Here is a 22093-nt window from a genome sequence, read left to right as displayed (position 1 = left end):
CGCCGGAACAACAGGTTCCGGCGGCGATTTTGGCAGGGGATTCTTCAAAGGACAGGGGCCTCCAGCAAACGCAGGGCTGTCCGGGCCCGGCACCTCCGACAGAATGTCCCAAAGGGTACAGTCCCCGTCAAGGCGCCGCTTCCTCCGCGGCTTCCTCATACGCCTGCACTGCCTGCAAGGCGGCGGACACATCCGCCGTTTCCTCCTCCGGCGTGACGGGGCTGGGCACCATAAGGTAGATAGGATTCCGGTAGTTGTTGCTGTACAGTTCCAGCACAAGGTTGCCGTCGGCGGTTTCGCACACGGGGCGGTTCACATAGAATCCGGCGGGGATCTCCTCGGACAGTTCCCCCAGCTCGGCCAGGGACCAGGTCAACCCGGTGGACAGTTCCACCATGGCGGTGCTGCCGTTCAGATAGCTGATTACAAAATGGGGTGTCCCGCCCAGATTCTGCACCAGCGTGGCGTCTACTCCCATGCCGTTTCCCTCGTACAGGGTGCGGGTTTCCCCCGTCACCAGGTCGTAGACGCACAGGGCGGCCCGATTCAATTCGTTGCGGCTGTATACCAGCTGATCCCCCACCACCTGCCACAGCGACACATTCTGGTCGGGCAGGCGGATCTTGTCCACCGCCCCGGTGGCGGGGTCATACAGCCAGCAATCCTGGGTAGCCTGCCGTTGCAGGGCGTAATAGCCGTCGTAGTTGCCGTACAGGTACATGGTGTTCATGTCCACCGGGCTGCGGGTATGGCGCAGCACCAGCTGTCCGTTCCAGCCGCTCAACAGGGTGGTGTAGTCCGGGTCGGGGATGGAAAAGGGTTCCACCTGCCCGTCCAGACCGATGCGCACCCCGTAGACGCTGGCGGACACTTCAAAGGGTCCATCATTCACGATCCCGTACAGGGCGTTTTCATCCCGGCAGACCAGCCCGGGGTGCATCCCCTCCGGCAGGGAGACCAGCCGTTCCCGGGTCAGGCCGTCGGCGCTGATGCGGTCCACGTAGCTGGGCTGCTGCAGCATGTCGATGCAATCCTGCACGTAGGTTTTGCCTGCCTCCCCGGGATACGACCCCTCCAGCCGCGCCGGGTCATTGAGAATTTCCTGGTAGTTTTGCAGCATGTCCTGCCTGCTCTGCTCCGATAACGCCGGGTGGTAGATGAGCACCGACCCGTCCTCCTGGGCCAGGATGACATCGGAACTCTGGATGTTGATATAAGCCAGACAATCGGGGGTGTCGTGCTCACACCCCGGCAGATGGCAGAGGACCTCCTCTTCCAGGGTATCGAAGGGCACCCGGGTGATCAGGTTATAGGCATACGTCGTATTGCCGTCCCCCCACTCCCGGTAGGTCGTCCGGCAATAGCCCCGGCTGTTGGCGCTGTACAGCGGCTCCATCTCCCCCACCGTCCAGGTGGCGGCGGTTTCAGCAGTGGCGGCGGTCTCGGTGGTGGTGGCTGGTGATGCCCCGCCGCCGCAAGCGGTGAGCAGAGCCAGCACCAGCGCCGGCCAAAGAATGCGCAGGTACTTCATCCGTCCACCTCCTGTGTGTAGGGGCCCAGCTGCAGGCTGAGGAACTGCCGGGTCTCGCTGCTGCTGCTGTAAGTATCCAACCCGGTGGCACAGGTCATCAGGGCCTGGCCGTTGTGACTGTACAGGCCGCTCTGTTCATAGTCGGTGCCCGTCGGTACGGTCCAGTCCCCCAGCCCGTCCAGCTCGTTCAGTTCCACCCAGGCGGGCAGGGCGGCGGCAGGGTCGATCTCATGCCCCTGCAGGGCACTGATCCACAGCGCCACCACCTTGCCGGTGCGGCTGTCCACCTCCATGTTCAGCAGGCAGACCTGGGAATTTTCCCCCACATAGGTTTTCAGCCGCAGAAAGCCCAGGGAATCGGTGCTGTAATAGGTGGGGGCCGCCCAGTAGTCGATCTCTTCCTTGACCTGGTCCCACCAGGCCTGGGGCAACACGCCCCCTTCCACCAGGGTCTGGAGCACCTCATCCCGGTACTGCTGCATATCATCGGCGGCGTAGGTCATGCCGCCGGAGTAGGTGGCGCCGGACAGGTACATTCCCTCCACCCCGTCCCCCGTGGAATACATGGGGCCGGTACAGCTCCGCCGGGCCAGCTCCACCCGGGTGTTCAGCTGGCGCAGCAGATAGTAGTCGTCCCCGGTGGGCACCAGGGAGGTATAGGGGGTCTGCTGGCCGCGGGTCTGGCCCACCATGGCGGCGTCGGTGAGGGCGAACCATCCCAGGGGGATGGCCGCCAGGGGCACGATGGCTGCGGCGCAGACGGCCAGCAGCAGCCCCCGTTTGGCTTTTGGTTTCATCGGGCACCTCCCTGTTCCGGCTGCGGGGCGGCCTGCAGGGTGACGGTGACCGCCGTGCCCTTGCCGGGCTCGCTCTCAATGGTCAAAGTTCCCCCGTGTGCCTGGGCAATGCGGGTGCACAGGGCCAGACCCAGCCCGCTGCCCCCCTGCTTGCGGGCGCGGGATTTGTCCACCATGTAAAAGGGTTCGGTGACCCGGGCCAGCTGGTCGGCAGGAATGCCGCATCCCTGGTCCCGCACCCGGAGCAGCACCGTCCGGCCCACCTGCTGGGCAGTGACGGTGATGGTCTTGCCGGGGCCGGCCTTGGCGGCGTTGGTGATCAGGTTCAGCACCAGGTCGCAGAGCAGGTCGGCGTCCCCCTGCACCCACAGCCCTGTGGAGAGCGCTTCCACCCGGGCATGCTCGTTCTGGTCCAGGGCGGGGCGGGCGGCCTTGACGGCCTGGGTCACCGCCCGGTCCAGGGAGATGGGTTCCAGCTGCAGCTCCTCCTCGTCCAGATGGAGCAGCTGCAGCAGCTTGACGCTGAGGTTTTCCAGGCGATGGGCTTCGTGGTAGATAGCCCCCGCCGCCTCCCGCTGTTCCTGGGGGTCGGGCTGCATGCTGCGCAGCAGGTCGGCGTAGCCCAGGATGCCGGTCATGGGGGTTTTCAGCTCATGGGTGAAGGCCCCCATAAAATCTTCCCGCTGCTGCACCGAAAGTTCCAGCGCCGCCACCTTGTCCTGCACGGCGGCGGCCATGCTGTCAAAGCTTTCGCTGAGCTGGCCGATCTCGTCGTCGGTGCGCACGTCGGTGCGCAGGGCATAGTTGCCCGCGGCGATCTGCCGGCTGGCCCGGTTGAGCAGGGCCAGGGGGCGGATGAGTTTGCGGCTGAAGATGGCCGCCGCGGCCGCTGCCCCGATGACCACCGCGGCTTCCAGCAGAAGGAACCGCTGCAGGCTGCGGGCCCGGGCGGAGAACGCCTCGGTCAGGTCGTAGGCGGTGTACAGGGTCCAGTCGTCCAGCAGGGCGCTGCAATACACCCGCCACAGCGTGTCGCCGCTGCGCAGGATGGTTTCCTGGCCGTTGCCGGGCAGCATGTCGGCGGCCCAGTCTGCGGGCAGGCAGGAATACACCGCCTCCCCGGCGGCGTCCCCCGCCGTGTGGAAGAGGGCCGCCAGCTGGGCGGGGCCGTTGCCGTCGGGGGTCACCAGCTCGTTCACATACCCCTGCAGGTCCTCCTCGGTGACCGGGTCGCCCTGGCGGTGCAGGGTCAGAATCCGGTTTTCCAGGGTATAGCAGAGCATGCTGTGCCGGGTCTGCTCCTGGGCCGCCATGGAAGACAGGCGGTCCCGGAAATCGCCGTACAGCAGGGCGCTGCCCCCCAGGGCAAAAAAGGTCACCACCACCAGCAGGATGGTACAGACCAGTTTTTCCGAAAATCGCATAAGCGGTTCCCTTCCGGTGCCGGGGTGGGCACCTTACTCCTTTTTCAGACGATATCCCACACGATAGACCGTCTCGATCTTATCGTGCCAGTTCAGTTTTTTGCGCAGCCGCTGGATGTGCAGGTCCAGGGTGCGGGTGTCGGTCATCTCGCCGCCCCACACCCGCTCGTACAGCACATCCCGGTAGAGCGCCGCCCCCCGGTTGCGCATGAGCTGTTCCAGCAGGGCGAATTCCCGGGGGGTCAGGTCCACATCCCTGCCGCCGCAGGTCACCCGGCGTTCAGCCAGGTCCAGGGTCACATCAAAGGCGGTCAGGGTCTGGCCGCCCCGGCCGGTGCGGCGCAGCACCGCCTCCACCCGGGCAATGAGCTCCTCCACCTCAAAGGGTTTGACCAGGTAATCGTCCGCCCCCAGGCTCAGGCCCTTCACCCGGTCCTTCACGCTGGATTTGGCGGTGATAAAAATGACCGGCGTGCCCATGGGCCGCAGGTATTCCAGCAGATCATACCCGTCCAGGCCGGGCAGCATAATGTCCAGAAGGGCCAGGTCAAAGTCGTTGGCCTCGATCAGGTCGGCGGCGCTGACGCCGTCGTTGGCCACGGTACACTCGTACCCGGCCCGGGTCAGGCTGACCTGGATCAGCCGCGAAATGGTCTGTTCATCTTCCACAATCAGGATCCGATTCATCCAAAAGCCTCCTTATGGGTAATCATATGGACCGATTGTACCCGAATTGTATCCAAAAATCCTCGAAAGGGACGAAAAAAGGCAAGGCCCCCTGCCCGGGGACCTTGCCTGAAACCGGTTCTGATCAGCCGTGCAGAGCGCTGCGCAGCGCCGCCAGCAATTCGTTCTGGTAGGTGGGGTTGAAGGTGCCGTGGAGCAGTTTGGGCAACGCCTCCTCCTGCAGACGGCGCCAGCTTTCGGCTTCCCGCCCGGGCAGAATGGGCACAAAGGCCACCCCGTTGGCCGCGGCGGCCTGGGCATCGCCCATGGCGTCGCCCACCATCATGACCTTGCGGCTCTCGTACCCGCAGGCCAGCATGACGGCGATGGAGTTGGCCTTGCTGCCCACCTCCTGGCCGAAGATCACATCGGCGTGGCGGGACAGCCCGTACCGGGTCCATTCGCTCTCGATGGCGGACTCGTTGGCCGCCGACACCACCGCCACATCGGCCACGGCGTGGAGTTGGCGCAGGCTGGTTTCCACCCCGGGGAAGGGCTCAAAGGTAGGTTCCAGGGCCTGGATGCGGCGGTTGCAGGCGTTGTTCCATTCCTGCAGTTTGCGCAGGGCCAGACTGCCGGTGCGCAGCATCTCCTGCTGCAGGCTGGCGGTGCTCAGCTCCGAGGCGGTGCGCACCCAGGCGGCGATATCCTCCGACCCGGGCACCTCGATGCCCCGGTTTTTCAGCCGGTCAAAGATCTGCACCACGCTTTCGAACCGGGGAATGCCCCGGGTGATGCCGGTGATGTTGATCTCCTTCCAGGCGGAAGTGATGATGTCGGCGTACTCATCCAGCGAAAACACACGGATCAGCTCCGGGCAGAAGACGGTGCAGTGCTTGATGCGCACGGTGTCCATCACACAGCCGTCTGAATCCATGCAGACCAGAAATTCCCGTTTTTTCACAAAATCCGTCAGCGCACTTGCCATACCTTCCAGCCCCCCCTGCTGTTCCGCGTATACTTTCCATACCAAAATGCTTGTGTTTCTATCATAGCAGAACCAAGCCAAAAAGCCAATAGTCTTTTTGTAAAAAAATGCCAAAAATTTGCACACATTCACCAAGTTTTTCTCGTCTCTTTGTGCAATTCACGGCCCTGTATTTTATTCTTCTTTCGGCACATCCATTCCCAGCGCCTGGCCGATGGGCATATGCAGCACCAGGGTGGCGGACTGGTCCGCCGGGGTGGGCTGCTTGTTGATGACCACCAGGGCATCCCCCCGGAAATACCGCAGCAGCCCCGCCGCCGGGTACACCGCCAGGCTGGTGCCGCCCACAATGAGCAGATCCGCCTGGGAGATGGCCCGCACCGCCCCCGTCACGGTGGCGTCGTCCAGGCCTTCCTCATACAGCACCACGTCCGGCTTGACCACGGCGCCGCACTCGGTGCAGCGGGGCACCCCGTCCCCCTGGCCTGCCGCCTCCTCGATGAAGTCCACGCCGTAGAACTTGCCGCACCGGGTGCAGAAGTTGCGCAGGGTGGAGCCGTGAAGCTCGTACACCGTCTTGCTGCCGGCAGCCTGGTGCAGGCCGTCGATGTTCTGGGTCACCACCGCCTTGCACTTGCCTTCCCGCTCCAGGGCAGCCAGGCGCAGGTGGGCGGCGTTGGGTTTGGCGCCGTGGACGATGAGCTTTTTGCGGTAGAAATCAAAGAATTCCGCGGTATGCTCCACAAAGAAGGTGTGGGACAGCATATATTCCGGCGGGTAGCGGAAGGTCTGGTGGTACAGGCCGTCCACGCTGCGGAAGTCCGGGATGCCGCTTTCGGTGGACACACCGGCCCCGCCGAAAAACACCAGGTTGCTGCTTTTTTGGATAAGATGTTCCAGTTCAGGTACCATTGTCTTGCTCCTTTCGCTTTTTTGGAGGTATAATGGAAAAAACACAAAAGCCGGACAAAAAAGGGGGCTTTGTCATGCATGAGATCAACCGGGAAGATGTATTGCGCCGCCTGCCCCGTCGGGCGGCGGACACCAACAAGGGCAGCTACGGCCGGGTGGTGGCGGTGGCGGGCAGCCTGGCTTATCGGGGCGCCGCGGCCCTGTGCTGTGAGAGCGCCCTGCGCACCGGGGCGGGGCTGGTGTATCTGGCCAGCGTGGAACCGGTGATCCAGCTGGTGCTGTCCCGCACGCCTGAATGCTGTGCCCTGCCCTGCCGCACCGACGGGGACGGTGGGGTGATGGCAGCGGACGCCGCCCAGGTGCGCCAGCGGTTTGCCCACAGCCGGGCGGTCCTGCTGGCAGGGCCCGGGTTGGGGGACAGCGCCGGCCGGGCGCTCAACGCCCTGTGCGGCATCGGGGCCCCCTGGCAGGGGGCGGTGCTGGACGCCGACGCCCTGAACGCCATGGCCGCCGGGGAGCTGGGGGATACCCCCTTTCTGCCCAAGGACACGGTGCTCACCCCTCATCCCGGGGAGATGGCCCGGCTGCTGGGCACCACGGTGGAGGCGGTGCAGGCCGACCGGCCCAAGGCGGCGCTGCGGTGCGCCCGGCGGTTCGGGTGCGTGGCGGTGCTCAAGGGCACCGGCACCCTGGTAGCCTCCCCGGACGGCCAGATGGTGAAAAACACCACCGGCAACCCGGGGCTGGCCCGGGGCGGCAGCGGGGATGTGCTGGCGGGCATGCTGGCGGCTTTGCTGGCCCAGGGGTTGCCCGCCTTTGAGGCCGCGCTGTGCGCCGTTTGGCTGCACGGGGCAGCGGCGGATGCCTGTGCCGCCCGCACCAGCCAGATGACCATGCTGCCCCACGACATTCTCTTTGACCTGGGGCGGATTCTGGGGTCCGCCGGGCTGTAAGCGCGGCAAATTTTCAACAGCGGTGTGCAAAAGAACGCACACCGCTGTTTTTTCAGTTCATTTTGGGGCCGCGGTACTGTTTGCGGGAGATCTTGCGGGGCAGGGGGATGCTGCAGACGATGGCGATGCCCATGGCCAGGGCCACGGCGGTTTTCAGCGTCTCCACACCTTTGCTGGCAAACAAGACCTGTTCGTTGTTGAGCAGGTAGTAGGCGGTGTAATAGATACCGGCGCCAGGCACCAGGGGGAAGATGGCGCACAGCAGGAAGAGGGTGACGGGAGCCCGGTGGGTGATGGCAAAAAACCGGGACAGACCCGCCAGGGGGAAGACGGCCACCAGGGTGGCAGCGGGCATAGACAGCCCGGCGGCGGTGCAGATGATGTACACCACCCAGCCCACCGCCCCGGCGATGCCGCAGGCCACAAAGTGGCGGCGGGGCACCTGGAAGGCCAGGCTGAAACAGACGGTGGCCACCACGGCCACGCAGAATTGCAGCACGCAGCTGCCGAAGAAGGGCAGATTCATCACAGCGGTATCCTCCAGAATCCCACGGCGGCCATGTAGGTCAGCGCCACGCCGCAGGCCAGGCACCCGGCGCAGAGCAGGGCGTCGAACAGGCGGATGGTGCCGGACAGGTAGTCGGCGTTGATGATGTCCCGGATGCCCATGGTCAGGGCCACGCCGGGGGTGAGTACCATCAGGGCGCCGATGATGGCGCCGCTGGGGTTGTATCCCGCGCCCCACACCCCGCGGACCGCCAGGGCCAGGGCGGTGCAGGCCGCGGCGGCGGCGATGTCGGTGAAAACCTTACTCACACCGCCCTTGTGGAACCACTGCATGATGAGCATTTCCACAATGCCGGCGCAGAAGGCGGTGACGATCTCCGGCCCGGCACCGCCGAACAGAAAAGCAAAGCAGCCGCTGCCCACCGCACCGGCCAGCAGGGATACCTTGAACCCGTAGGCCGGGATGGCGCAGGCGTCGCGCAGGGCTTTCTCGGCGCCGTCCAGGTCCAGTTTTCCCTCGGCCAGTTCCCGGGAGATGGCGTTCACCGCCTCCACCCGGCCCAGATGGATGCTCACCCGGGGCACGTGGCGCACGGCGCTGATGGTACCGTCCTCCCCTTCCGCCGAAGCAAAGATGCCGTTGGTGAGCACATAGACGTGGAAGTCCCGCACCCCCAGGCTGTGGGCCATGATCTCCATGGTGTCCTGGGCGCGGAAGACCTCGCCCCCGTTTTCCAGCATGGCTTTGCCGGCCTCCACCACCAGTTCAATGGCGCGATCGGTCATGGATTCTCTCCTCCTGCCGCACGGCGGCGTTTTTCCCGGGCAAACCAGATGCCCGCCAGCACCGCGCAGAGCACCGTGCCCGCCAGGCCCGCCCCCGCACCGGGATGGGCGTAGTTCAGTTCCACATGGTTTTCCCCTTCGGAAAGCCGCACCCCGATGAAGCCGCCGAAGACACATTCGGTCTCAGCCTTTTCCCCGTTGACGGTGAGCTTCCAGTGGGCGGAATCCTCCCAGGCAAAGGGCAGCACCAGCAGGTCGGCGTCGGCGGTGCCGGTGGCCACCAGGTCAATGTGCCCGCCCTCCCGGATGGTCATTTTTTCCGGTTCGGTGGCCTGCAGGGTGGCGGCGGCAGAGGCCAGCACGCTCTCGTCCAGGCTGTACACCTGGATGGCCGCCCGGGCCTCCTCACTGTCCGCAAACCCCAGGCGCAGCTCCACCGTCTCCCCTTTGGTGAAGGTGCCCAGGGGGAACACCCCGCCCAGGGAATCCCCGGTGAAGTACTCGCCCAGCAAGGTGCCGTTCACCGCCACATCCGACGGGGTCATGTCGGTCAGGCCGGGGATGGCCAGGTAGCAGGGCCCGTCGCAGGGGGCGGTGAAGGTGAGCAGGATGCCCTGCTCCGGCTGCTCAAACTGCAGCTTGGCCGCCAGCAGGGCGTCCGGGGTGCCGGGCACCAGGGCGGAGAGCATGGCATTCTGCAGGGTGAAGGTGTTTTCACTGTTTTCGATGGAGACCTTCAGCGCGTCGGAGGAGCCCACATAGGCCATGGGCAGGGCGTAGGGGTTCTCCCACACCGAAAGTTCGGTGCCGGTGTCCAGAGGGGTATACTGTCCCGGCACCGGGCGGGAGCCGTCGCTGTACAGGTAGCGGATGCCCAGCAGGCTGTCCGCCACCCCGGTGGACCCCCAGCCGTAGGTGGAGTAGTTCACATACCCCAGACATTCCAGCAGTTCCTTGGCGGAGCTGGCCTTGGTGGAGGAATAGTGGCTGATGCCCCAGTACCCCAGCAGCATAGGGTCGTTGAGGGTACGCATAAAGTTCTTCTCGATGCGGTAGTACCCGCCGTCCAGGGCGCGGATGGCGTTCACCGCCTGGGTGTTCTGGTCGTAGAATTCCTCAAAGCCGCTGACGGTGTAGCTCTCGAACTTACGCAGGGCCAGCACCGTGTTGGCCCCCATATCCCCCACGCAGAGGACCGCAAAGCCCGCCGCCCCCGCCAGGGCCAGCAGACGGCGGGGAGAATGGCGCAGGACCACACAGACCAGGGTGGCGGCGAAGACCAGGGCAGTGGCCCCCACCTTGAAGACCGAGAAGGTCTCGCCGGAGACAAAACAGTACCCCACGCACCATAGAACGCCCAAAGCTCCGGCCAGGGCCAGGGCCAGGCGGCGGGGCCCCCCGTCCAGCAGAGCCCTGGCGGCCAGCAGGATCAGAAACAGGCTGACCAGGAAGCTGTACCGGCAGGGGAACCACACCGGCTGCTTGAAGCCGTGCCACACCAGGTCGATGCCGTAGAGCCAGAAGCTCAGGGCCATAACGGCCAGCACGCCGCCGGCGGCCAGTTTCTGGCGGCGGGGGGCGCGGCCTGCGAAGAAGAGGAGCACCAGCACCACGCAGAAGACGCCGCAGTAGAGGTTGGGCAGGGTGCCGGTGACATCATCCCAGAAGAAATCCCCGAAGAAGAGCCGGTAAGGCAGCTGCCACAGCGGGAAGTTGGGGGTCAGGGAGAAGTCCATGGCGAAGAGACCGCCCTTGCTTTCCTCCACCTCCAGCAAAGCGGGAAGCAGCAGCACCAGGCCCAGCCCCGCCCCCAACGCGCCGGAGGCGGCAAAGAGGCCGAACCGGCGTTTCAGTGCCACGGCGGGGTGGTCGGTGCCCCACCAGCGGTAGGCAAAGTAAAGGATGGTGAACAGGCACACTTCCCAGGCGGTGTAGAAGTTGAACAGGATGCAGACCAGCACCAGCCAGGTCAGGGGCCAGTGGCGGCCCTTGTCCACCAGTTCGTCCATGGCCCACAGCACCAGCGGCGCCAGCATCACCACGTCCATCCAGATGATATTCTGGTTGTACACCACGCAGAAGGCGCACAGGCTGTAGCCCAGGCTGAGCACCGGCAGCAGGCGGGAGGCGCTTTTGTAGTGCCGCTGCAAAAAGAAGCAGCAGGCGGCGCCGGTGCAGGCGGTGCGCACCGCAAAGACGCCCTGGGCCACATAGGGGATGGCCCGCACAGGGAAGATCAAGTAGGCCAGGTTGAAGGGGCTGCTCATGTAGTAGGCGAACAGCCCCAGGGTGCTGCCGCCGCACAGCTTGGAAAAGCTGTAAAAGAAGCCGCCCTGGCGCACCCGGCGCCACATATCGGTGATGTAGTTGACGTACAGGCCGTTGAGGTCGCCGGTGAGGATGGTATCGTCCCCGAAGGGGGCGAAGCCCAGCAGGAAATACGCCCCCAGCACCAGCAGCAGGGACAGCCCGAAGGCTGCCCCCACGTTCTGACGCTGGCGGCGGCGAAGATTGGTTTGCATGGAAACTCCTTTACGGTTGGGGCAGAATGCTTCAGCCGCGGATGTTACGGCGCACGGCGTCGAAGTCGGGGTAGTTTTCGTACAGATGGGCGGCGATAGCCTCCATCAGGCGGTAGTCGTGTTCCGAGTCGATGTCGATGATGCCGGTGTCCATCATGACGCTGACCCCGATCTTGCCCCGCCAGAGCATGCCGTCGGTGTTTTCGGCCAGGAAATCCCGCTTGAACACATAGATGGAAGCGTTCACGTCAAAGACTTCCGGGGCCTGCTGGCGGCCGGTGAATTCGCTCTTGTTCACCTGTTCCACATGGTCGCCCACCGTCTTGACCATGTTGAACCAGGGGTTGCGCCGGGCTTCGCAGACGCTGAACACCAGGTCCAGGTCGGCGCGGCCCTGCTTTTTGGCAAAGGCGTTCTCGATGTCGGCGGCGGTGCGCAGGGGGCTGGTGATGTCCAGGTCCATGAGGTAGTCGTAGTGGTCGCCGGTCTGTTCCTCCATCCGGCGCAGGCTGTCCTGGTAGACGGCCATCTTGGGCACCTTGTCCCCGCCCAGCTCCTCGCCCCGGGGCAGAAAGACCACTTCCGGGTACTGCGCCTTGACCAGCTCGGCCAGTTCCGGGCTGTCGGTGTTCAAAGCGAAGTCGATGTGCAGTTCGGGATGATTCTTGGCAAAAAGCTCCGCGGCGCTGAGTGAATAATACACCAGCGGATGGCCGCAGAAAGTTTTCAGGTTCTTGTTCTTGAAGCCTTTGCTGCCGGCGCGGCCGCAGACGGTGATGAGCAGACGTTCCATATTACAGTTCCCCCAAAGTCAGTTTGAGCACGTCCAGGGCGGTGGCGGGGGTGTTCAGGCTGTCGCCCTCCCCTGCCAACGCGTAGTGCAAAAAGTATTCCATCTCCCGGATATACCGCTGGTTCACATCCTCCCGGCAGTCCTCCACGGTGCCGTCGGGCAAGGTCAGGGTGCCGGCGCCGAAATCCGCCACCGCAGACCCGCTGGGACAGAACAATTCGATGCTGCGGCGGTAGCCCCGGCCGAAGTAATCCAGATGCACCTCGGCCAGCAGGTGGGGATATCTGGCGATATACAGCGATACATCGTCGGAGTCAATTTCCAGTTCGGAATATTGGCCCCGCAGGTTGTAAAGAGCTTCCGGCTTGCCGAAGAGCTCCACCAGGTAGTCCCACTCGTGGATCAGGTCGATGGTCACCCCGCCGCCCATGGCCTTGTGGGCGCTGTACACGGTGCGGTAGTCCACCCCGGGACGCCAGTCGGGCAGATAGGAAGAGCAGATCACCCGGGCGCAGTAGGGATGCAGCTCGGGCAGATGCTTTTTCAGCGCCAGCATGGCCCCGCACCACCGCATGGGCGCGGCCACATAGGCTTTCTGCCCCGCCGGGAGCAGCTCGGCCAGATTCCGGCCGGTCTCCTCGGCGGAGAAGATGGGCTTTTCAATGAACAAAGCCCCCGCCCGCCCGCGGACCAGTTCCAGGGCGGCGGCGTGCAGGCTGGTGGGGTTGGTGATGAAAGCCATGTCATACCGGGGCAGGGCGGCGGGGTCCTCCAGGGCGGTGAACTGGGCCGCCAGCAGCTCCGCCACACCGGGGCGCAAAGGCCGGTGGGGGTCGCTGCGCAGGGCGTGGGCCACCAGGGTCAGGCCCTGCTTCTGGCAGATGGTATGCAGGTTTTTCAGATGGCGGGTCCCGATGGACCCCAGGCCGATGAACAGGGCGGTGACAGTGCCCATGTTCCTCACTCCTTATTTACAGATTGGGCCGCACCACGCGGCAGGGGCTGCCCACGGCCACCGAGTTTGCGGGGATGTCGTGGGTGACCACGCTGCCTGCCCCGATGACCACGTTGTCCCCGATGGTCACCCCGGGCAGCAGAATGGCCCCGCCGCCGATCCAGACATTGTTGCCGATGGTGACGGGGGCGGTGCGGGTCTTGCAGAATTCAAAGCTCCCGTCCGGTCTGGGCGCACCGAAGCGGTCGGCCGCGTTGGTGGGATGAAAAGCGGTATAGATCTGCACGTTGGGGGCGATGAGGGCGTTGTCCCCGATGGTGATGCGGTTATCGTCCAGGAAGGTGCAGTTCATGTTCACTTCGCAGTTGTTGCCGAAGAAGATGTTGTTGCCGTAGTCCACATAGAAGGGCGGGGTGATCCAGAGATTTTTGCCCCGCCCGCCCAGCAGTTCGGCCAGGATGCGGTCCTTTTCCGCCAGGTCGGCGGAAGGGATGCGGTTGTAGGCCGCGGCCAGGTCCTTGGCCAGGTGCCAGCGGTCCAGCAGTTCGGGGTCGCCGCAGTCATACAGTTCCCCGGCCAGCATTTTTTCCCGTTCGGTCATGATATTTTTCCTCACTGCCGCTCAAAGCCCAGGAACCGGGTGCCCTGGAAGTGGAGCATTCCCCGGTCCCCTTCGGCCAGCAGCCCGGCGTCCCGGTCGGGCAGGCGCAGTTCCAGGCGGTCGCCGCTCTCAAACTGGAAGGTGGCGTAGTAGGTGGTGCCGCCTCCGCCGTTGTGGTGGCTGTAATGCCGTTCCCGTTTGCCCACCACGGTGGCGGGGCTGCTCAGCCGGGGGGAGGCGTTGTTGCGGGACCATTCGGCCACATTGCGGATCACCATGACCACCATCAATCCCACCACCAGCACAAACATGGCCGGGACAAAGATTTCCATGAGGTTGAACAGCATCATAGGGATTTTTCCTTTCCTTTTTCGGGGCAGAGCGGCTTTCAGGCCTGCGCCACCTTGTCCATCAGCCGGATGGCCGCCCGGTCCTTCTCAAAGGTCCAGCGGGGTTCTTCCTCCCCTTTCAGCACCGCGAAGAAGTTGGCCAGCTCGTCCACGTAGGCGTTCTCCACAATGTTGTCGCTGTAGCGGCTGTCGTGCTCAAAGCTGCCGTAGGTGTCCACCGGCTGCTTGTCCCCGTCCCTGAACTCGTACAGGGCCTTGGGGTTGCCCTCCCAGAAGAGGTGCAGCCCGTCGCCGAAGCACTCGAAGCTGCGCACCGCCTTGGGGCTGACCACGTCCGCCGCCAGCACCCCCTGCACGCCCCCTTTGTGGCGCAGCAGCAGGGTGGCGCAGTCGGGGTACGGCAGGCCCAGGTCGCTGATGGTGTCGGTCTGGACAGTCATATGTTCCACATCCCCGAAGGCATCCAGCAGCCAGGGCAGGTCGATGCCGAAGATCTCCCGCACGCCGCCGGTGCGGGCGTTGCCCACAAAGAAGTTCTTGTAGTTTTCCCAGGGATGCCAGTCGGGCAGATACTGGCCGATGTGGTAGATGTAATGCACCGGACGGCCGAATTCCGCCACCCGGCGTTTGATGTACTGGGTCTCCTTGCGGTAGAGCATGGTGGAGGAGAGGAAGAGGGGCACCCCCTTTTCCTTGGCCTTGGCCAGGTTTTCGGTGTAGCCGTCGTCCACCAGGTTCAGCTCGGTGAAGACCGGCAGCCCCGCGTCCAGCAGCTCCGAGATGATGGCCGCATGGCTCAGGGGCGAGGTGCAGACCAGGGCGGCGTCGGGATGTTCGGCCGCCACGGCTTCCCCGATGGAGGGGTAGGCCGCCTGGCACAGACCCTGGGAAAGAGCCTCGGCCCGGCGGGCTTCGGCGCTGTCCACACCGGCGATGCGGACCTTGTCCGCCCCCAGCAGACCCCGGGTCAGGCGGGCGCGGCGCTTGCCCATGCTGCCCAGACCGACGATGAGAAGTTTCATACTACTGCCTCCCGATGGAGATTTCACAGGCGGGGTTCCGCCTGCGGGTCAAACGACGGCACCGGGCCGTCGTAGAATGTTTTGGGTTGGGTGAAGTCGAATTGTTCCAGCACCCTTACGATCTTGCCGCTGGTATCGCCCCCGTGGTAAGGGCTGACAGCCCCGGCGGCCACCACCCGGAAGGCCGGACTCAGGGCGGTGCGCAGGGCGTCCTCGATCTCGGTGCGCTCCCCGCCGCAGCTGATGACGTTCTGGCAGAGGATGCGCCCCGCCTGGCGGCTGCCGATGTTCACGGCGGGCACCCCGAAGCTGGGGGTTTCCACCACCCCGGAGGAGGAGTTTCCCGCCACCAGGGCGGCATATTTCATGGCCGAGAGATACCGGCGCAGGCCCAGGCTGTGGATGAAGCCCGCCCGGTGAGGGTGGTCGGCGGCAAAGCGCTGCATCCGGGCGGTGCAGACGGCGCCCCCGGCGTCGGCGTTGGAACCGGTGATCAGCCAGAACACGCCCTGCACCTCCGCCATGGCCTCGCACAAAGCCTCCGCCTGGATGGCGGGGTCCGGGGCGCCGGCGGCGGTTTCGGGGTGGAAGGTGACCAGGGCAAAGGGCTGCCGGAGGTCAAGCCCCGTGGAATTGCACAATTCTTCCCGGCTCATTTTGGGCACAGCGCGGATATTTTCATCTCCCAGCCCGCCCACGCAGAAGACCCGGGCGGGGTCCTCGCCCATGCGCACCAGCCGGGCGGCGCTGTCGGCGCAGGAAGGGAAATGCACCGCCGCCATCTTGGTGATGCAGTGGCGGTAATACTCGTCGGCGGCGCCCAGGGTCACATCCCCGCCGGAAATGTGGGCGATGGGGATGTGCCGGGCCGCGGCGGCGGTGGCGGCGGCAAAAATTTCGAACCGGTCCCCCAGCACCAGCACGCAGCCGGGGCGGTGGGCGGCGAAATAGTCGTCAAACGCCTGGATGGTGCGGGCGATGGTGCGCCCCACCGGCTCGTCGGGCTCCTTTTCCCGGAAAATGGGCAGCCGGGCGGCGATTTCCACCGCCGGGGCATCGGCCTCGATCTCCGAAACGGTGTTGCCCAGGCGTTCACACAGATGGGCCCCGGTCACCACCAGCTGCAGCCGCCCCACGGCGGCCAGCTTGCGGGCCACCGGGCGCAGAAGACCGTAGTCCGCCCGGGTGGAGGTAATGAGGGCCACGCTGTCACAGTTCAATCTTTTCATCCTCCGCAAAATCCCGCTTGGCGGTCTGGCCCAGCACCTCGTACCAGCGCATGGGGCTCACCCCGTCCCCGGGACGTTTGGTGGTCAGGTTGTCGGCGGTGAAGACCTCCCCTGCTTTGATGGCCCGGGCGGCCACGATGCTCTTGCGGGCCACCGCCTTGTTGGGGGCCTCGCTGGCGGTCAGGTGCTTGTGGCCGTCGCCCAGGGCGGCTTCCACATGGCGCACGGCGTCCACCATAGCCTTGAACTCGGCGGGGTCCAGGCTGGCTTTCTGGTCGGGGCCGGGCAGGTTCTTGTCCAGGGTGAAGTGCTTTTCAATGACCTGGGCCCCCAGCACGGTGGCGGCCACATCGCATTCCCACCCCGGGGTGTGGTCGGACAGGCCCACCGGCAGGCCGAACTGGTCGAACAGCTCGATCATGGCGGTGAGGTTGGCGTCCTCGTAGGGGGTGGGGTACTGGGTGTTGCAGTGCAGCACGGTCACCTCGGGGCAGCCGTTGTCGTCCAACACGCCCAGGGCGTCGGTGATCTCTCCCAGGGTGCTCATGCCGGTGGAGAGCAGCACCGGGGTGTTGAGCTTGGCCATCTCCTCCAGATAAGGCAGGTTGGTGATCTCCCCCGAAGGAATCTTGAGCAGGGGCAGTCCCAACGTGCCCAGGAACCGCACGCTGGGGATGTCGAAGGGGGCGGACAGGTACTGGATGCCGATGGAATCGCAGTATTCCTTCAGCTCCTTGTGCCCCTCAAAGGAGAAATGCAGCTTGCGGATCATCTCCAGCTGGCTTTCGGCGGCGTCGGTGGTCTGCTTCTGGTACTCGGCCTTTTCGGCAAACCTGCTCACCACCAGTTCAGGCACGGCGGTCTGGTATTTCACGATGTCGGCGCCGCACTCCTTGGCCACCAGGGCCATCTTCTTGGCCATTTCCAGGTCGCCGTTGTGGTTCACGCCGGCTTCGGCAATGATGGTAACGGGCATAAAAACGCTCCTTTCAGCGTGGGGTCAGCGTTGGGTTTCCAGTTTGCGGCGCATCTTTTCCAGCTCTTCCATCTGGCCCATGTCCATCCAGGCGCTTTCGCTGATGGGGTACACCCCCACCTTCTCGCCGGCGGCACGGTAGCGCTCGATCACGTCGGGGAAGCCGATGTTTTCCCCTTCCTTCATCTCCTCCACCACCCGGGGTTCCACCACGTAGACCCCGGTGTTGGTCATGAAGTTCAGCTCCGGCTTTTCCCGCATGGCGGCAATGCCGCCGTCCTCGCTCATCTCCACCACGCCGTAGGGCACGGTGTAATGCTTGAGGGCGCAGACCATGGTGACCAGGTTGCCCCGGTCCTTGTGCTTGGCGTACAAGTCCCCGAAATCCAGGTCCAGCAGGGTGTCGCAGTTGGTGAAGAAGAAGGGCGAATCCAGCTTGCCCTTGAGCAGGCAGAGCCCGCCGCCGGTGCCCATGAACTGTTCCTCGTCCACGAACTCCAGATCGTAATCCTTGTCGATCTCACCGAAATAGGACTTGATCATGTTCTTTTTATAGTTGACCACCATCTTGAACCGGTGGCAGCCGAATTCCCGGAACCGGTCGATGATCATCTCCGCAATGGGCTGTTCCCCCACCGGGATCAGGGGTTTGGGCAGGATTTTGGTGTAGGGGTACAGCCGGGTGCCCAGCCCGCCGGCCATCATGACCACCGGGATGTCCACCTTTTTGCGGTTGTCCACGTCCACGCCGCCGGCAAAGACGATGTCGGTGATGACCCCTTTCTTGTTCAGGATGGGCAACGCGTCGATGCCGTATTTCTGCAGTTCTTCCCGGGCGCGGCCCCGGTCGGACACCGGCAGACTTTTGGGCGAAAAGTTGGCCGCCCGTTCCACCGGTTCGCCCAGGGTGCCGCCCCGCAAAAAGAATTTGCGGATGTCCCCGTCGGTGACAACGGCCTGCAACACCCCGTCCGGTGCGATGAACAGGATGCGCTGGCCTGTTTCGTCCAGCTTTTTCATGGTTTCCAGCACGGTGGCGTGGCGGTCCACGAAGAGTTCTTCGATTTTGAGCAAGGCGGTTCTCCCCTTTTATGCAGTCAGTTTCAGACCAGCGCCTTCACCGCGTCGATGACGCGGGCGCAGTCGGCTTCGCTCAGGTTGGTGGAGCAGGGCAGGTTGACGATGTTGGCCCGCAGGTCCTGGGCCTTGTCCAGGTGGTAGGCTTCGTTGCGGGGATAGTCGGCCTGCTCGTGGATCAGCGCCCACACCGGGCGGGTCTGAATGCCCTGGTCCTGCAAGGTGGCGATGACGGTGTCCCGGTCCAGGCCGGTGCCGCCCAGATACAGGCTGTAGAACCAGTGGTTGGAACGTACCCCCTCCGCCTCGGTCTTGAAGGGCAGGATGCGCAGGCCATGGTAGCCGTCCAGGGCGTCCTTGTACTGGTTGTAGCGGGCGATCTTGGTAGCGATGAAATCCTCCAGCCGTTCCAGCTGGGCCAGGCCCAGGCAGGCCTGGACGTTGGTCATGCGGTAGTTGTAGCCCACCTCGTCGTGGAAGAACTGGAGCAGGTCGCTCTTGGCCTGGGTGGACAGATGCTTGGCGTGTTCCGCCCAGTCGGGGTGGTTGGACACCAGCATACCGCCGGCGCCGGTGGTGATGATCTTGTTGCCGTTGAAGCTGTAGCAGCCCACGTCGCCCATGGTGCCGGCGAACTTGCCCGCCAGCGGGCCGGAGACATACTTGGTGCCCAGGGCCTCGGTGGCGTCCTCAATGAGGGTCAGGCGGTACTTTTTGGCAATTTCCAGCAGGCGGGACATGTCGGCCATGTTGCCGAAGACGTGCACCACTTCCAGGGCCGCCACCTTGGCGCCGGTCCTGTTGTTGTACAGCCCGTCCTCTTTCAGGGTGCAGTGGTTGGCGCAGAAGTCCTCCACCGCTTCGGGGTCGATGCACCAGGAATCGTCGCAGCCGATGAAGACCGGCTCCGCGCCCATATAGCGGGTCAGAGGGTTGACGGCGGCAATGAAGGTCAGGGTGGGCACAATGACCTCCTGCCCGGGCTGAATCCCTGCGGCCATGGCGGCCAGATGCAGCGCCGAGGACCCGGCGTTGGAGGCCACGGCCCGGGGCATGCCCACATAATCGGCCAGGGCCTGCTCGAATTCACCCACCCGGGCGCCGCTGGTGGAAACCCAGCCCGAAGTGATGGCTTCGGCCGCGCGGGCGGCCTCTTTTTCTCCAAAATTGGGTACAGACAACGGGATAAATGCAGACATACAAACGTCCCCCGATCTAATATTACAAAAATTCAGTCTTTATTATAAACCGTTTGCTGTCAAACAGCAAGGCGGAAGCCAAAAAAGCCGCCTCCGGCCACGGGGGCCGAAAGCGGCTTTGGGGGTTATTTGTCCCGGAAAGTATCGTCAAACAGGCGCAGCACGCCGGTCTTGTCCAGCTCTTCAGTGTCCTGCCCGTCCTCCAGGCCGGGGATGCGGGGTGCCTCGTCGGCAGGGGTGTAGATGGGCACATCCTCGTCGGGCTCGGCGTCGTCTTCCGGCACCAGGTCCAGTTCTTCCAGCAGGGCCTGCATGGCGTCGCAGTCCTCGGGCACATCGGTGAGGCTGGCGCCGTAATGGCTAAACAGCACGGTGCCGTCCGCGTCCAAAATCAGGGTCAGGGGCAGGTCCAGCACGTTGTCCTTGGGGGGCTTGTAGCCGTTGCGTTTGGCCTGGCGCAGAATCTGCCAGGCTTCCAGGCTGTAGGCGGTCAGGCCGCCGCTGCGCTGGGGGATCTTGAGCAGGTCGTACAGCACGCCGTCGGCGTCGCACAGCAGTGGAAAGGGCAGGGTGTCCGGCCCGATGCTGCGGGCCAGCTTGTCCGCCCGGGAGCGCACCACCATGGCAAACCCGCCGCTGCGCAACCCGTCGAAGGTATCGGCATAGCGTTCGGCGAAGGTGCGGGTGACCGGGTGGCCGAAGTTGTTCATGAACACCAGCACCAGGGGTGCGTTTTCGGCCAGCAGATCCCGGAATCGGTTCTGGGCGCTGTAGGGCGTATCGTACAAAAAGAAAGGCAGCTTGTCCCCTGCCGCAACACGACCGGCCAAGCCAAACACTCCCCTTTCCCACACATAAATATTCCGGAATAATTCCAAAAAACGCCGGGCGGCGAACCCGCCCGGCGAATCATTCATCATATACCCCGCACAGCCGTCTGCGACCAATCAAAACCTACTGTTATGAGCAGGTGGGTGCCCTGCCGCTGCGTTCACACTCCCTTCTTCCGCTGGCCGCCGAAGCGGGGCGGGAGGTCTGCGATCCGGCAGAGGACTTTTCCGGGCTCCCTATATTTGATTAGTAGGATCATATAAAGCCGCAACAAATCGAACCGCGCAGGGTGCGTTTCTCAGTTTTCCAGCTCGGAATCGTCAATATCGAACATCGCTTTCAGGCGTTCTTCAAACACCTTGCCCACGCGGATGAGCTCCTCGTCGTCGTCCACGATGTCCATATATTCCCCGTCCTCGTCGGTGCCGATGCGCATGAGGATCAGCTCGGCATCCTCCTCCAGGGATTCGGGGTCTTCTTGATAAGGCACCACCGCCATATAGCGGGTGCCGTCGATCTCGGTCACGTCGATGACTTCAAAGGTGCACTCCTTGCCGTCCTCATCCTCCAGCGTCAGCAGGTCGGGGGAAGCCTCTTCCAGCATTTCAGGGGTCAGTTCTTCAGCCATATTCGTTTTCTCCTAAAACATCGGGCCATAGGCCCTGTTGGTTCTGTGTACGCTTATAGTGTACTTGTTTTTTTGTTCCGCGTCAAGCTATGCTTTCGGGGGAAATTGTGGTATACTGAATTTAGTATGCGCCAAGACTGTTTGCCCAAGGAGGCTGCCTATGCCCAAACCGAGAAAACTGTGCGCAGCGGCGTGCTTTGCGGCGCTGCTGGCCCTGTTGCTGGCCGCCTGTTCCGGGCAGGAAGGCGGTCACGCCCTGCCCGACCGCCCGGCGGTGGAAAGCGGGGAGCGTCAGTTCACCGCCCCGTCGGACGGGGACCTGATCGCCATCTTTGATACCAGCCTGGGGGAAGTGCGGGCGGTGCTGTACCCGGACGCCGCCCCCATGGCGGTGGAAAATTTTGTGGGTCTGGCCCGCACCGGCTATTATAACGACACGGTGATCTGGCGCAGCGAGTACGGCTTTGCGGTGCAGGGGGGCGATGCCACCGGCACCGGGACGGGGGCATCCACCATCTGGAGCAACAACCCCTATCCTCTGGAAGCCAGCGCCGACCTGCGCCATTATGCGGGGGCGCTGTGCGCGGCCTTCGCTTCGGGCGGGGACGTGAGCGGCGGCAACAGCCAGTTTTATTTTGTGACGGCGCTGCCGGGCAGCGTGAACAAGTCCATGCAGGAAGAGCTGGCCGCCAACGGCTATACCGAAAGCCAGATTGCCGCCTACGCCGACGCCGGGGGCCTGCCCTACCTGGACAACACCGACACGGTGTTCGGGCAGGTGTACCAGGGCATGGAGGTGGTGGACGCCATGGCCTGCGCCCCCACCGGGGTGAACGAGGACGGCAGCGACACCTTCCGCCCGCAGGAGGACATCGTGATCCGCACGGTGACCATCACCACCTACCCCGGCCCGGAGCCGGCCACCGAAGAATCCGCCGAATAACACCAGTATATGCAACAGCGCCCCGCGGCATGCCGCGGGGCGCTGGTTTTCTTTTGTGTATTGCCAAAAGGTCACACGCTGCCGGTGCGGCGGCGCAGGGCCCGCAGGGCCCGCACTGCCTTGGGGCGGGTCAGACCGGGGCGTGGGGTCAGGGAGTTGTCCTGCGCTGCCGCCGGTTCCCCGGTGGTTTCGGGGGTCGGGTCCGGGGTTTCCTCGGGCTCCTCTTCCTCCGGCTCGTCGTAGTCCTCATCGTCCCCGAAAGAGGGCATCACCGGCATCTGGGGTCCGGCCGTGGGCGGGTCCTCATCCGGCTCGGCGGGGGTCTCCTGCCGCACAATGGGGGAGGAGAAGATCGCCCCCGGCACCTCGGTCAGGGCGGGGCCGGTCTGGCGGGTGGGGTCGG

At 64.3% G+C, this 22093-nt stretch carries 23 protein-coding genes and 1 other RNA gene; 2 read left to right on the top strand and 22 right to left on the bottom strand.

Going from position 1 to position 22093, the window contains the following annotated elements:
- Positions 1-127: 127 nt before the first annotated feature.
- From H6B15_RS13495 to H6B15_RS13470, 6 genes are all read right to left on the bottom strand, one after another.
- Positions 128-1531 (bottom strand): hypothetical protein, encoded by a 1404-nt coding sequence (locus tag H6B15_RS13495; RefSeq protein WP_204648529.1) that lies wholly within the window; start codon positions 1529-1531, stop codon positions 128-130.
- Positions 1528-2328 (bottom strand): hypothetical protein, encoded by an 801-nt coding sequence (locus tag H6B15_RS13490; RefSeq protein WP_204648528.1) that lies wholly within the window; start codon positions 2326-2328, stop codon positions 1528-1530. Before H6B15_RS13490 ends, H6B15_RS13495 begins: the two co-directional genes overlap by 4 nt.
- Complete coding sequence (locus H6B15_RS13485; protein ID WP_204648527.1) at positions 2325-3752, bottom strand: sensor histidine kinase; 1428 nt, start codon at positions 3750-3752, stop codon at positions 2325-2327. Before H6B15_RS13485 ends, H6B15_RS13490 begins: the two co-directional genes overlap by 4 nt.
- A 33-nt stretch (positions 3753-3785) precedes the next feature.
- Complete coding sequence (locus tag H6B15_RS13480) at positions 3786-4439, bottom strand: response regulator transcription factor (protein ID WP_204648526.1); 654 nt, start codon at positions 4437-4439, stop codon at positions 3786-3788.
- Positions 4440-4563: 124 nt separating this feature from the next.
- Positions 4564-5406, bottom strand: coding sequence for an HAD hydrolase-like protein (locus tag H6B15_RS13475; RefSeq protein WP_204648525.1), 843 nt, complete (start codon positions 5404-5406; stop codon positions 4564-4566).
- 174 nt (positions 5407-5580) lie between these two features.
- A complete protein-coding gene (locus tag H6B15_RS13470; protein ID WP_204648524.1) occupies positions 5581-6318 on the bottom strand; it encodes an NAD-dependent protein deacylase in 738 nt (245 codons plus the stop codon).
- A gap of 74 nt (positions 6319-6392) precedes the next feature.
- Between H6B15_RS13470 and H6B15_RS13465 the strand changes: the two genes are divergently transcribed.
- The gene (locus H6B15_RS13465) at positions 6393-7271 is read left to right on the top strand and encodes an NAD(P)H-hydrate dehydratase (protein ID WP_204648523.1); all 879 of its coding nucleotides are present in this window, start codon (positions 6393-6395) and stop codon (positions 7269-7271) included.
- 52 nt (positions 7272-7323) lie between these two features.
- Here H6B15_RS13465 and H6B15_RS13460 read toward each other — a convergent pair whose 3' ends face one another.
- From H6B15_RS13460 to H6B15_RS13390, 15 genes are all read right to left on the bottom strand, one after another.
- Positions 7324-7797: a threonine/serine exporter family protein gene (locus tag H6B15_RS13460; protein ID WP_204648537.1), complete on the bottom strand. Its 474-nt coding sequence runs from the start codon at positions 7795-7797 to the stop codon at positions 7324-7326.
- Positions 7797-8564: a threonine/serine exporter family protein gene (locus H6B15_RS13455; protein ID WP_204648522.1), complete on the bottom strand. Its 768-nt coding sequence runs from the start codon at positions 8562-8564 to the stop codon at positions 7797-7799. The genes H6B15_RS13460 and H6B15_RS13455 overlap by 1 nt, the downstream gene beginning before the upstream one ends.
- On the bottom strand, positions 8561-11086 hold the full coding sequence (locus tag H6B15_RS13450) for a YfhO family protein (protein WP_204648521.1): 2526 nt from the start codon (positions 11084-11086) through the stop codon (positions 8561-8563). Before H6B15_RS13450 ends, H6B15_RS13455 begins: the two co-directional genes overlap by 4 nt.
- A gap of 31 nt (positions 11087-11117) precedes the next feature.
- Positions 11118-11879 carry an acylneuraminate cytidylyltransferase family protein gene (locus H6B15_RS13445; protein WP_204648520.1) on the bottom strand — a complete coding sequence of 254 codons (762 nt, stop codon included), beginning with the start codon at positions 11877-11879 and terminating at the stop codon, positions 11118-11120.
- 1 nt (position 11880) lies between these two features.
- A complete protein-coding gene (locus tag H6B15_RS13440; protein WP_204648519.1) occupies positions 11881-12834 on the bottom strand; it encodes a Gfo/Idh/MocA family protein in 954 nt (317 codons plus the stop codon).
- A 16-nt stretch (positions 12835-12850) separates the two neighbouring features.
- Positions 12851-13435: a sugar O-acetyltransferase gene (locus H6B15_RS13435; RefSeq protein WP_204648518.1), complete on the bottom strand. Its 585-nt coding sequence runs from the start codon at positions 13433-13435 to the stop codon at positions 12851-12853.
- A gap of 11 nt (positions 13436-13446) precedes the next feature.
- Positions 13447-13785 (bottom strand): DUF2500 domain-containing protein, encoded by a 339-nt coding sequence (locus H6B15_RS13430; RefSeq protein WP_204648517.1) that lies wholly within the window; start codon positions 13783-13785, stop codon positions 13447-13449.
- Between the two features lie 38 nt (positions 13786-13823).
- Positions 13824-14807: a Gfo/Idh/MocA family protein gene (locus H6B15_RS13425; RefSeq protein ID WP_204648516.1), complete on the bottom strand. Its 984-nt coding sequence runs from the start codon at positions 14805-14807 to the stop codon at positions 13824-13826.
- A gap of 23 nt (positions 14808-14830) precedes the next feature.
- Complete coding sequence (gene neuC / locus H6B15_RS13420; RefSeq protein WP_204648515.1) at positions 14831-16036, bottom strand: UDP-N-acetylglucosamine 2-epimerase; 1206 nt, start codon at positions 16034-16036, stop codon at positions 14831-14833.
- A complete protein-coding gene (neuB, locus tag H6B15_RS13415; protein ID WP_204648514.1) occupies positions 16017-17012 on the bottom strand; it encodes an N-acetylneuraminate synthase in 996 nt (331 codons plus the stop codon). Before neuB ends, neuC begins: the two co-directional genes overlap by 20 nt.
- A 24-nt stretch (positions 17013-17036) precedes the next feature.
- Positions 17037-18086, bottom strand: a complete 1050-nt coding sequence (locus tag H6B15_RS13410) for a nucleotidyltransferase family protein (protein ID WP_243424427.1) — start codon at positions 18084-18086, stop codon at positions 17037-17039.
- A gap of 29 nt (positions 18087-18115) precedes the next feature.
- Complete coding sequence (locus tag H6B15_RS13405; RefSeq protein WP_204648513.1) at positions 18116-19288, bottom strand: LegC family aminotransferase; 1173 nt, start codon at positions 19286-19288, stop codon at positions 18116-18118.
- Positions 19289-19413: 125 nt separating this feature from the next.
- Positions 19414-20118 carry a redoxin domain-containing protein gene (locus H6B15_RS13400; RefSeq protein WP_204648512.1) on the bottom strand — a complete coding sequence of 235 codons (705 nt, stop codon included), beginning with the start codon at positions 20116-20118 and terminating at the stop codon, positions 19414-19416.
- A gap of 88 nt (positions 20119-20206) precedes the next feature.
- Positions 20207-20413, bottom strand: a non-coding RNA gene (ssrS, locus tag H6B15_RS13395) — 6S RNA.
- 4 nt (positions 20414-20417) lie between these two features.
- Positions 20418-20747 (bottom strand): DUF1292 domain-containing protein, encoded by a 330-nt coding sequence (locus H6B15_RS13390; protein ID WP_204648511.1) that lies wholly within the window; start codon positions 20745-20747, stop codon positions 20418-20420.
- Between the two features lie 160 nt (positions 20748-20907).
- On the opposite strand from H6B15_RS13390, the gene H6B15_RS13385 reads away from it, so the two are divergent.
- Positions 20908-21690, top strand: a complete 783-nt coding sequence (locus H6B15_RS13385; RefSeq protein WP_204648510.1) for a peptidylprolyl isomerase — start codon at positions 20908-20910, stop codon at positions 21688-21690.
- A 71-nt stretch (positions 21691-21761) separates the two neighbouring features.
- Here the strand turns inward: H6B15_RS13385 and H6B15_RS13380 are convergent.
- Positions 21762-22093: hypothetical protein (locus H6B15_RS13380; RefSeq protein ID WP_204648509.1), on the bottom strand; the 332-nt coding region annotated here is incomplete at its 5' end.

This window comes from Gemmiger formicilis, from assembly GCF_016900095.1.
GTDB lineage: Bacteria > Bacillota > Clostridia > Oscillospirales > Ruminococcaceae > Gemmiger > Gemmiger formicilis_A.
The sequence above is the reverse complement of the archived record's forward strand: the minus strand, read 5'-3'. Positions and strand labels throughout refer to the sequence as shown.

Bases quoted from the DNA above. Each gene is read 5' to 3' on its own strand.
- H6B15_RS13460 (WP_204648537.1), bottom strand. From the start codon at position 7,797: ATGAATCTGCCCTTCTTCGGCAGCTGCGTGCTGCAATTCTGCGTGGCC.
- H6B15_RS13390 (WP_204648511.1), bottom strand. From the start codon at position 20,747: ATGGCTGAAGAACTGACCCCTGAAATGCTGGAAGAGGCTTCCCCCGAC.
- neuB (WP_204648514.1), bottom strand. From the start codon at position 17,012: ATGCCCGTTACCATCATTGCCGAAGCCGGCGTGAACCACAACGGCGAC.
- H6B15_RS13475 (WP_204648525.1), bottom strand. From the start codon at position 5,406: ATGGCAAGTGCGCTGACGGATTTTGTGAAAAAACGGGAATTTCTGGTC.
- H6B15_RS13480 (WP_204648526.1), bottom strand. From the start codon at position 4,439: ATGAATCGGATCCTGATTGTGGAAGATGAACAGACCATTTCGCGGCTG.
- H6B15_RS13490 (WP_204648528.1), bottom strand. From the start codon at position 2,328: ATGAAACCAAAAGCCAAACGGGGGCTGCTGCTGGCCGTCTGCGCCGCA.
- H6B15_RS13450 (WP_204648521.1), bottom strand. From the start codon at position 11,086: ATGCAAACCAATCTTCGCCGCCGCCAGCGTCAGAACGTGGGGGCAGCC.
- H6B15_RS13470 (WP_204648524.1), bottom strand. From the start codon at position 6,318: ATGGTACCTGAACTGGAACATCTTATCCAAAAAAGCAGCAACCTGGTG.
- H6B15_RS13425 (WP_204648516.1), bottom strand. From the start codon at position 14,807: ATGAAACTTCTCATCGTCGGTCTGGGCAGCATGGGCAAGCGCCGCGCC.
- H6B15_RS13495 (WP_204648529.1), bottom strand. From the start codon at position 1,531: ATGAAGTACCTGCGCATTCTTTGGCCGGCGCTGGTGCTGGCTCTGCTC.
- H6B15_RS13430 (WP_204648517.1), bottom strand. From the start codon at position 13,785: ATGATGCTGTTCAACCTCATGGAAATCTTTGTCCCGGCCATGTTTGTG.
- H6B15_RS13465 (WP_204648523.1), top strand. From the start codon at position 6,393: ATGCATGAGATCAACCGGGAAGATGTATTGCGCCGCCTGCCCCGTCGG.
- H6B15_RS13385 (WP_204648510.1), top strand. From the start codon at position 20,908: ATGCCCAAACCGAGAAAACTGTGCGCAGCGGCGTGCTTTGCGGCGCTG.
- H6B15_RS13440 (WP_204648519.1), bottom strand. From the start codon at position 12,834: ATGGGCACTGTCACCGCCCTGTTCATCGGCCTGGGGTCCATCGGGACC.
- H6B15_RS13435 (WP_204648518.1), bottom strand. From the start codon at position 13,435: ATGACCGAACGGGAAAAAATGCTGGCCGGGGAACTGTATGACTGCGGC.
- H6B15_RS13485 (WP_204648527.1), bottom strand. From the start codon at position 3,752: ATGCGATTTTCGGAAAAACTGGTCTGTACCATCCTGCTGGTGGTGGTG.
- H6B15_RS13455 (WP_204648522.1), bottom strand. From the start codon at position 8,564: ATGACCGATCGCGCCATTGAACTGGTGGTGGAGGCCGGCAAAGCCATG.
- neuC (WP_204648515.1), bottom strand. From the start codon at position 16,036: ATGAAAAGATTGAACTGTGACAGCGTGGCCCTCATTACCTCCACCCGG.
- H6B15_RS13405 (WP_204648513.1), bottom strand. From the start codon at position 19,288: ATGTCTGCATTTATCCCGTTGTCTGTACCCAATTTTGGAGAAAAAGAG.
- H6B15_RS13445 (WP_204648520.1), bottom strand. From the start codon at position 11,879: ATGGAACGTCTGCTCATCACCGTCTGCGGCCGCGCCGGCAGCAAAGGC.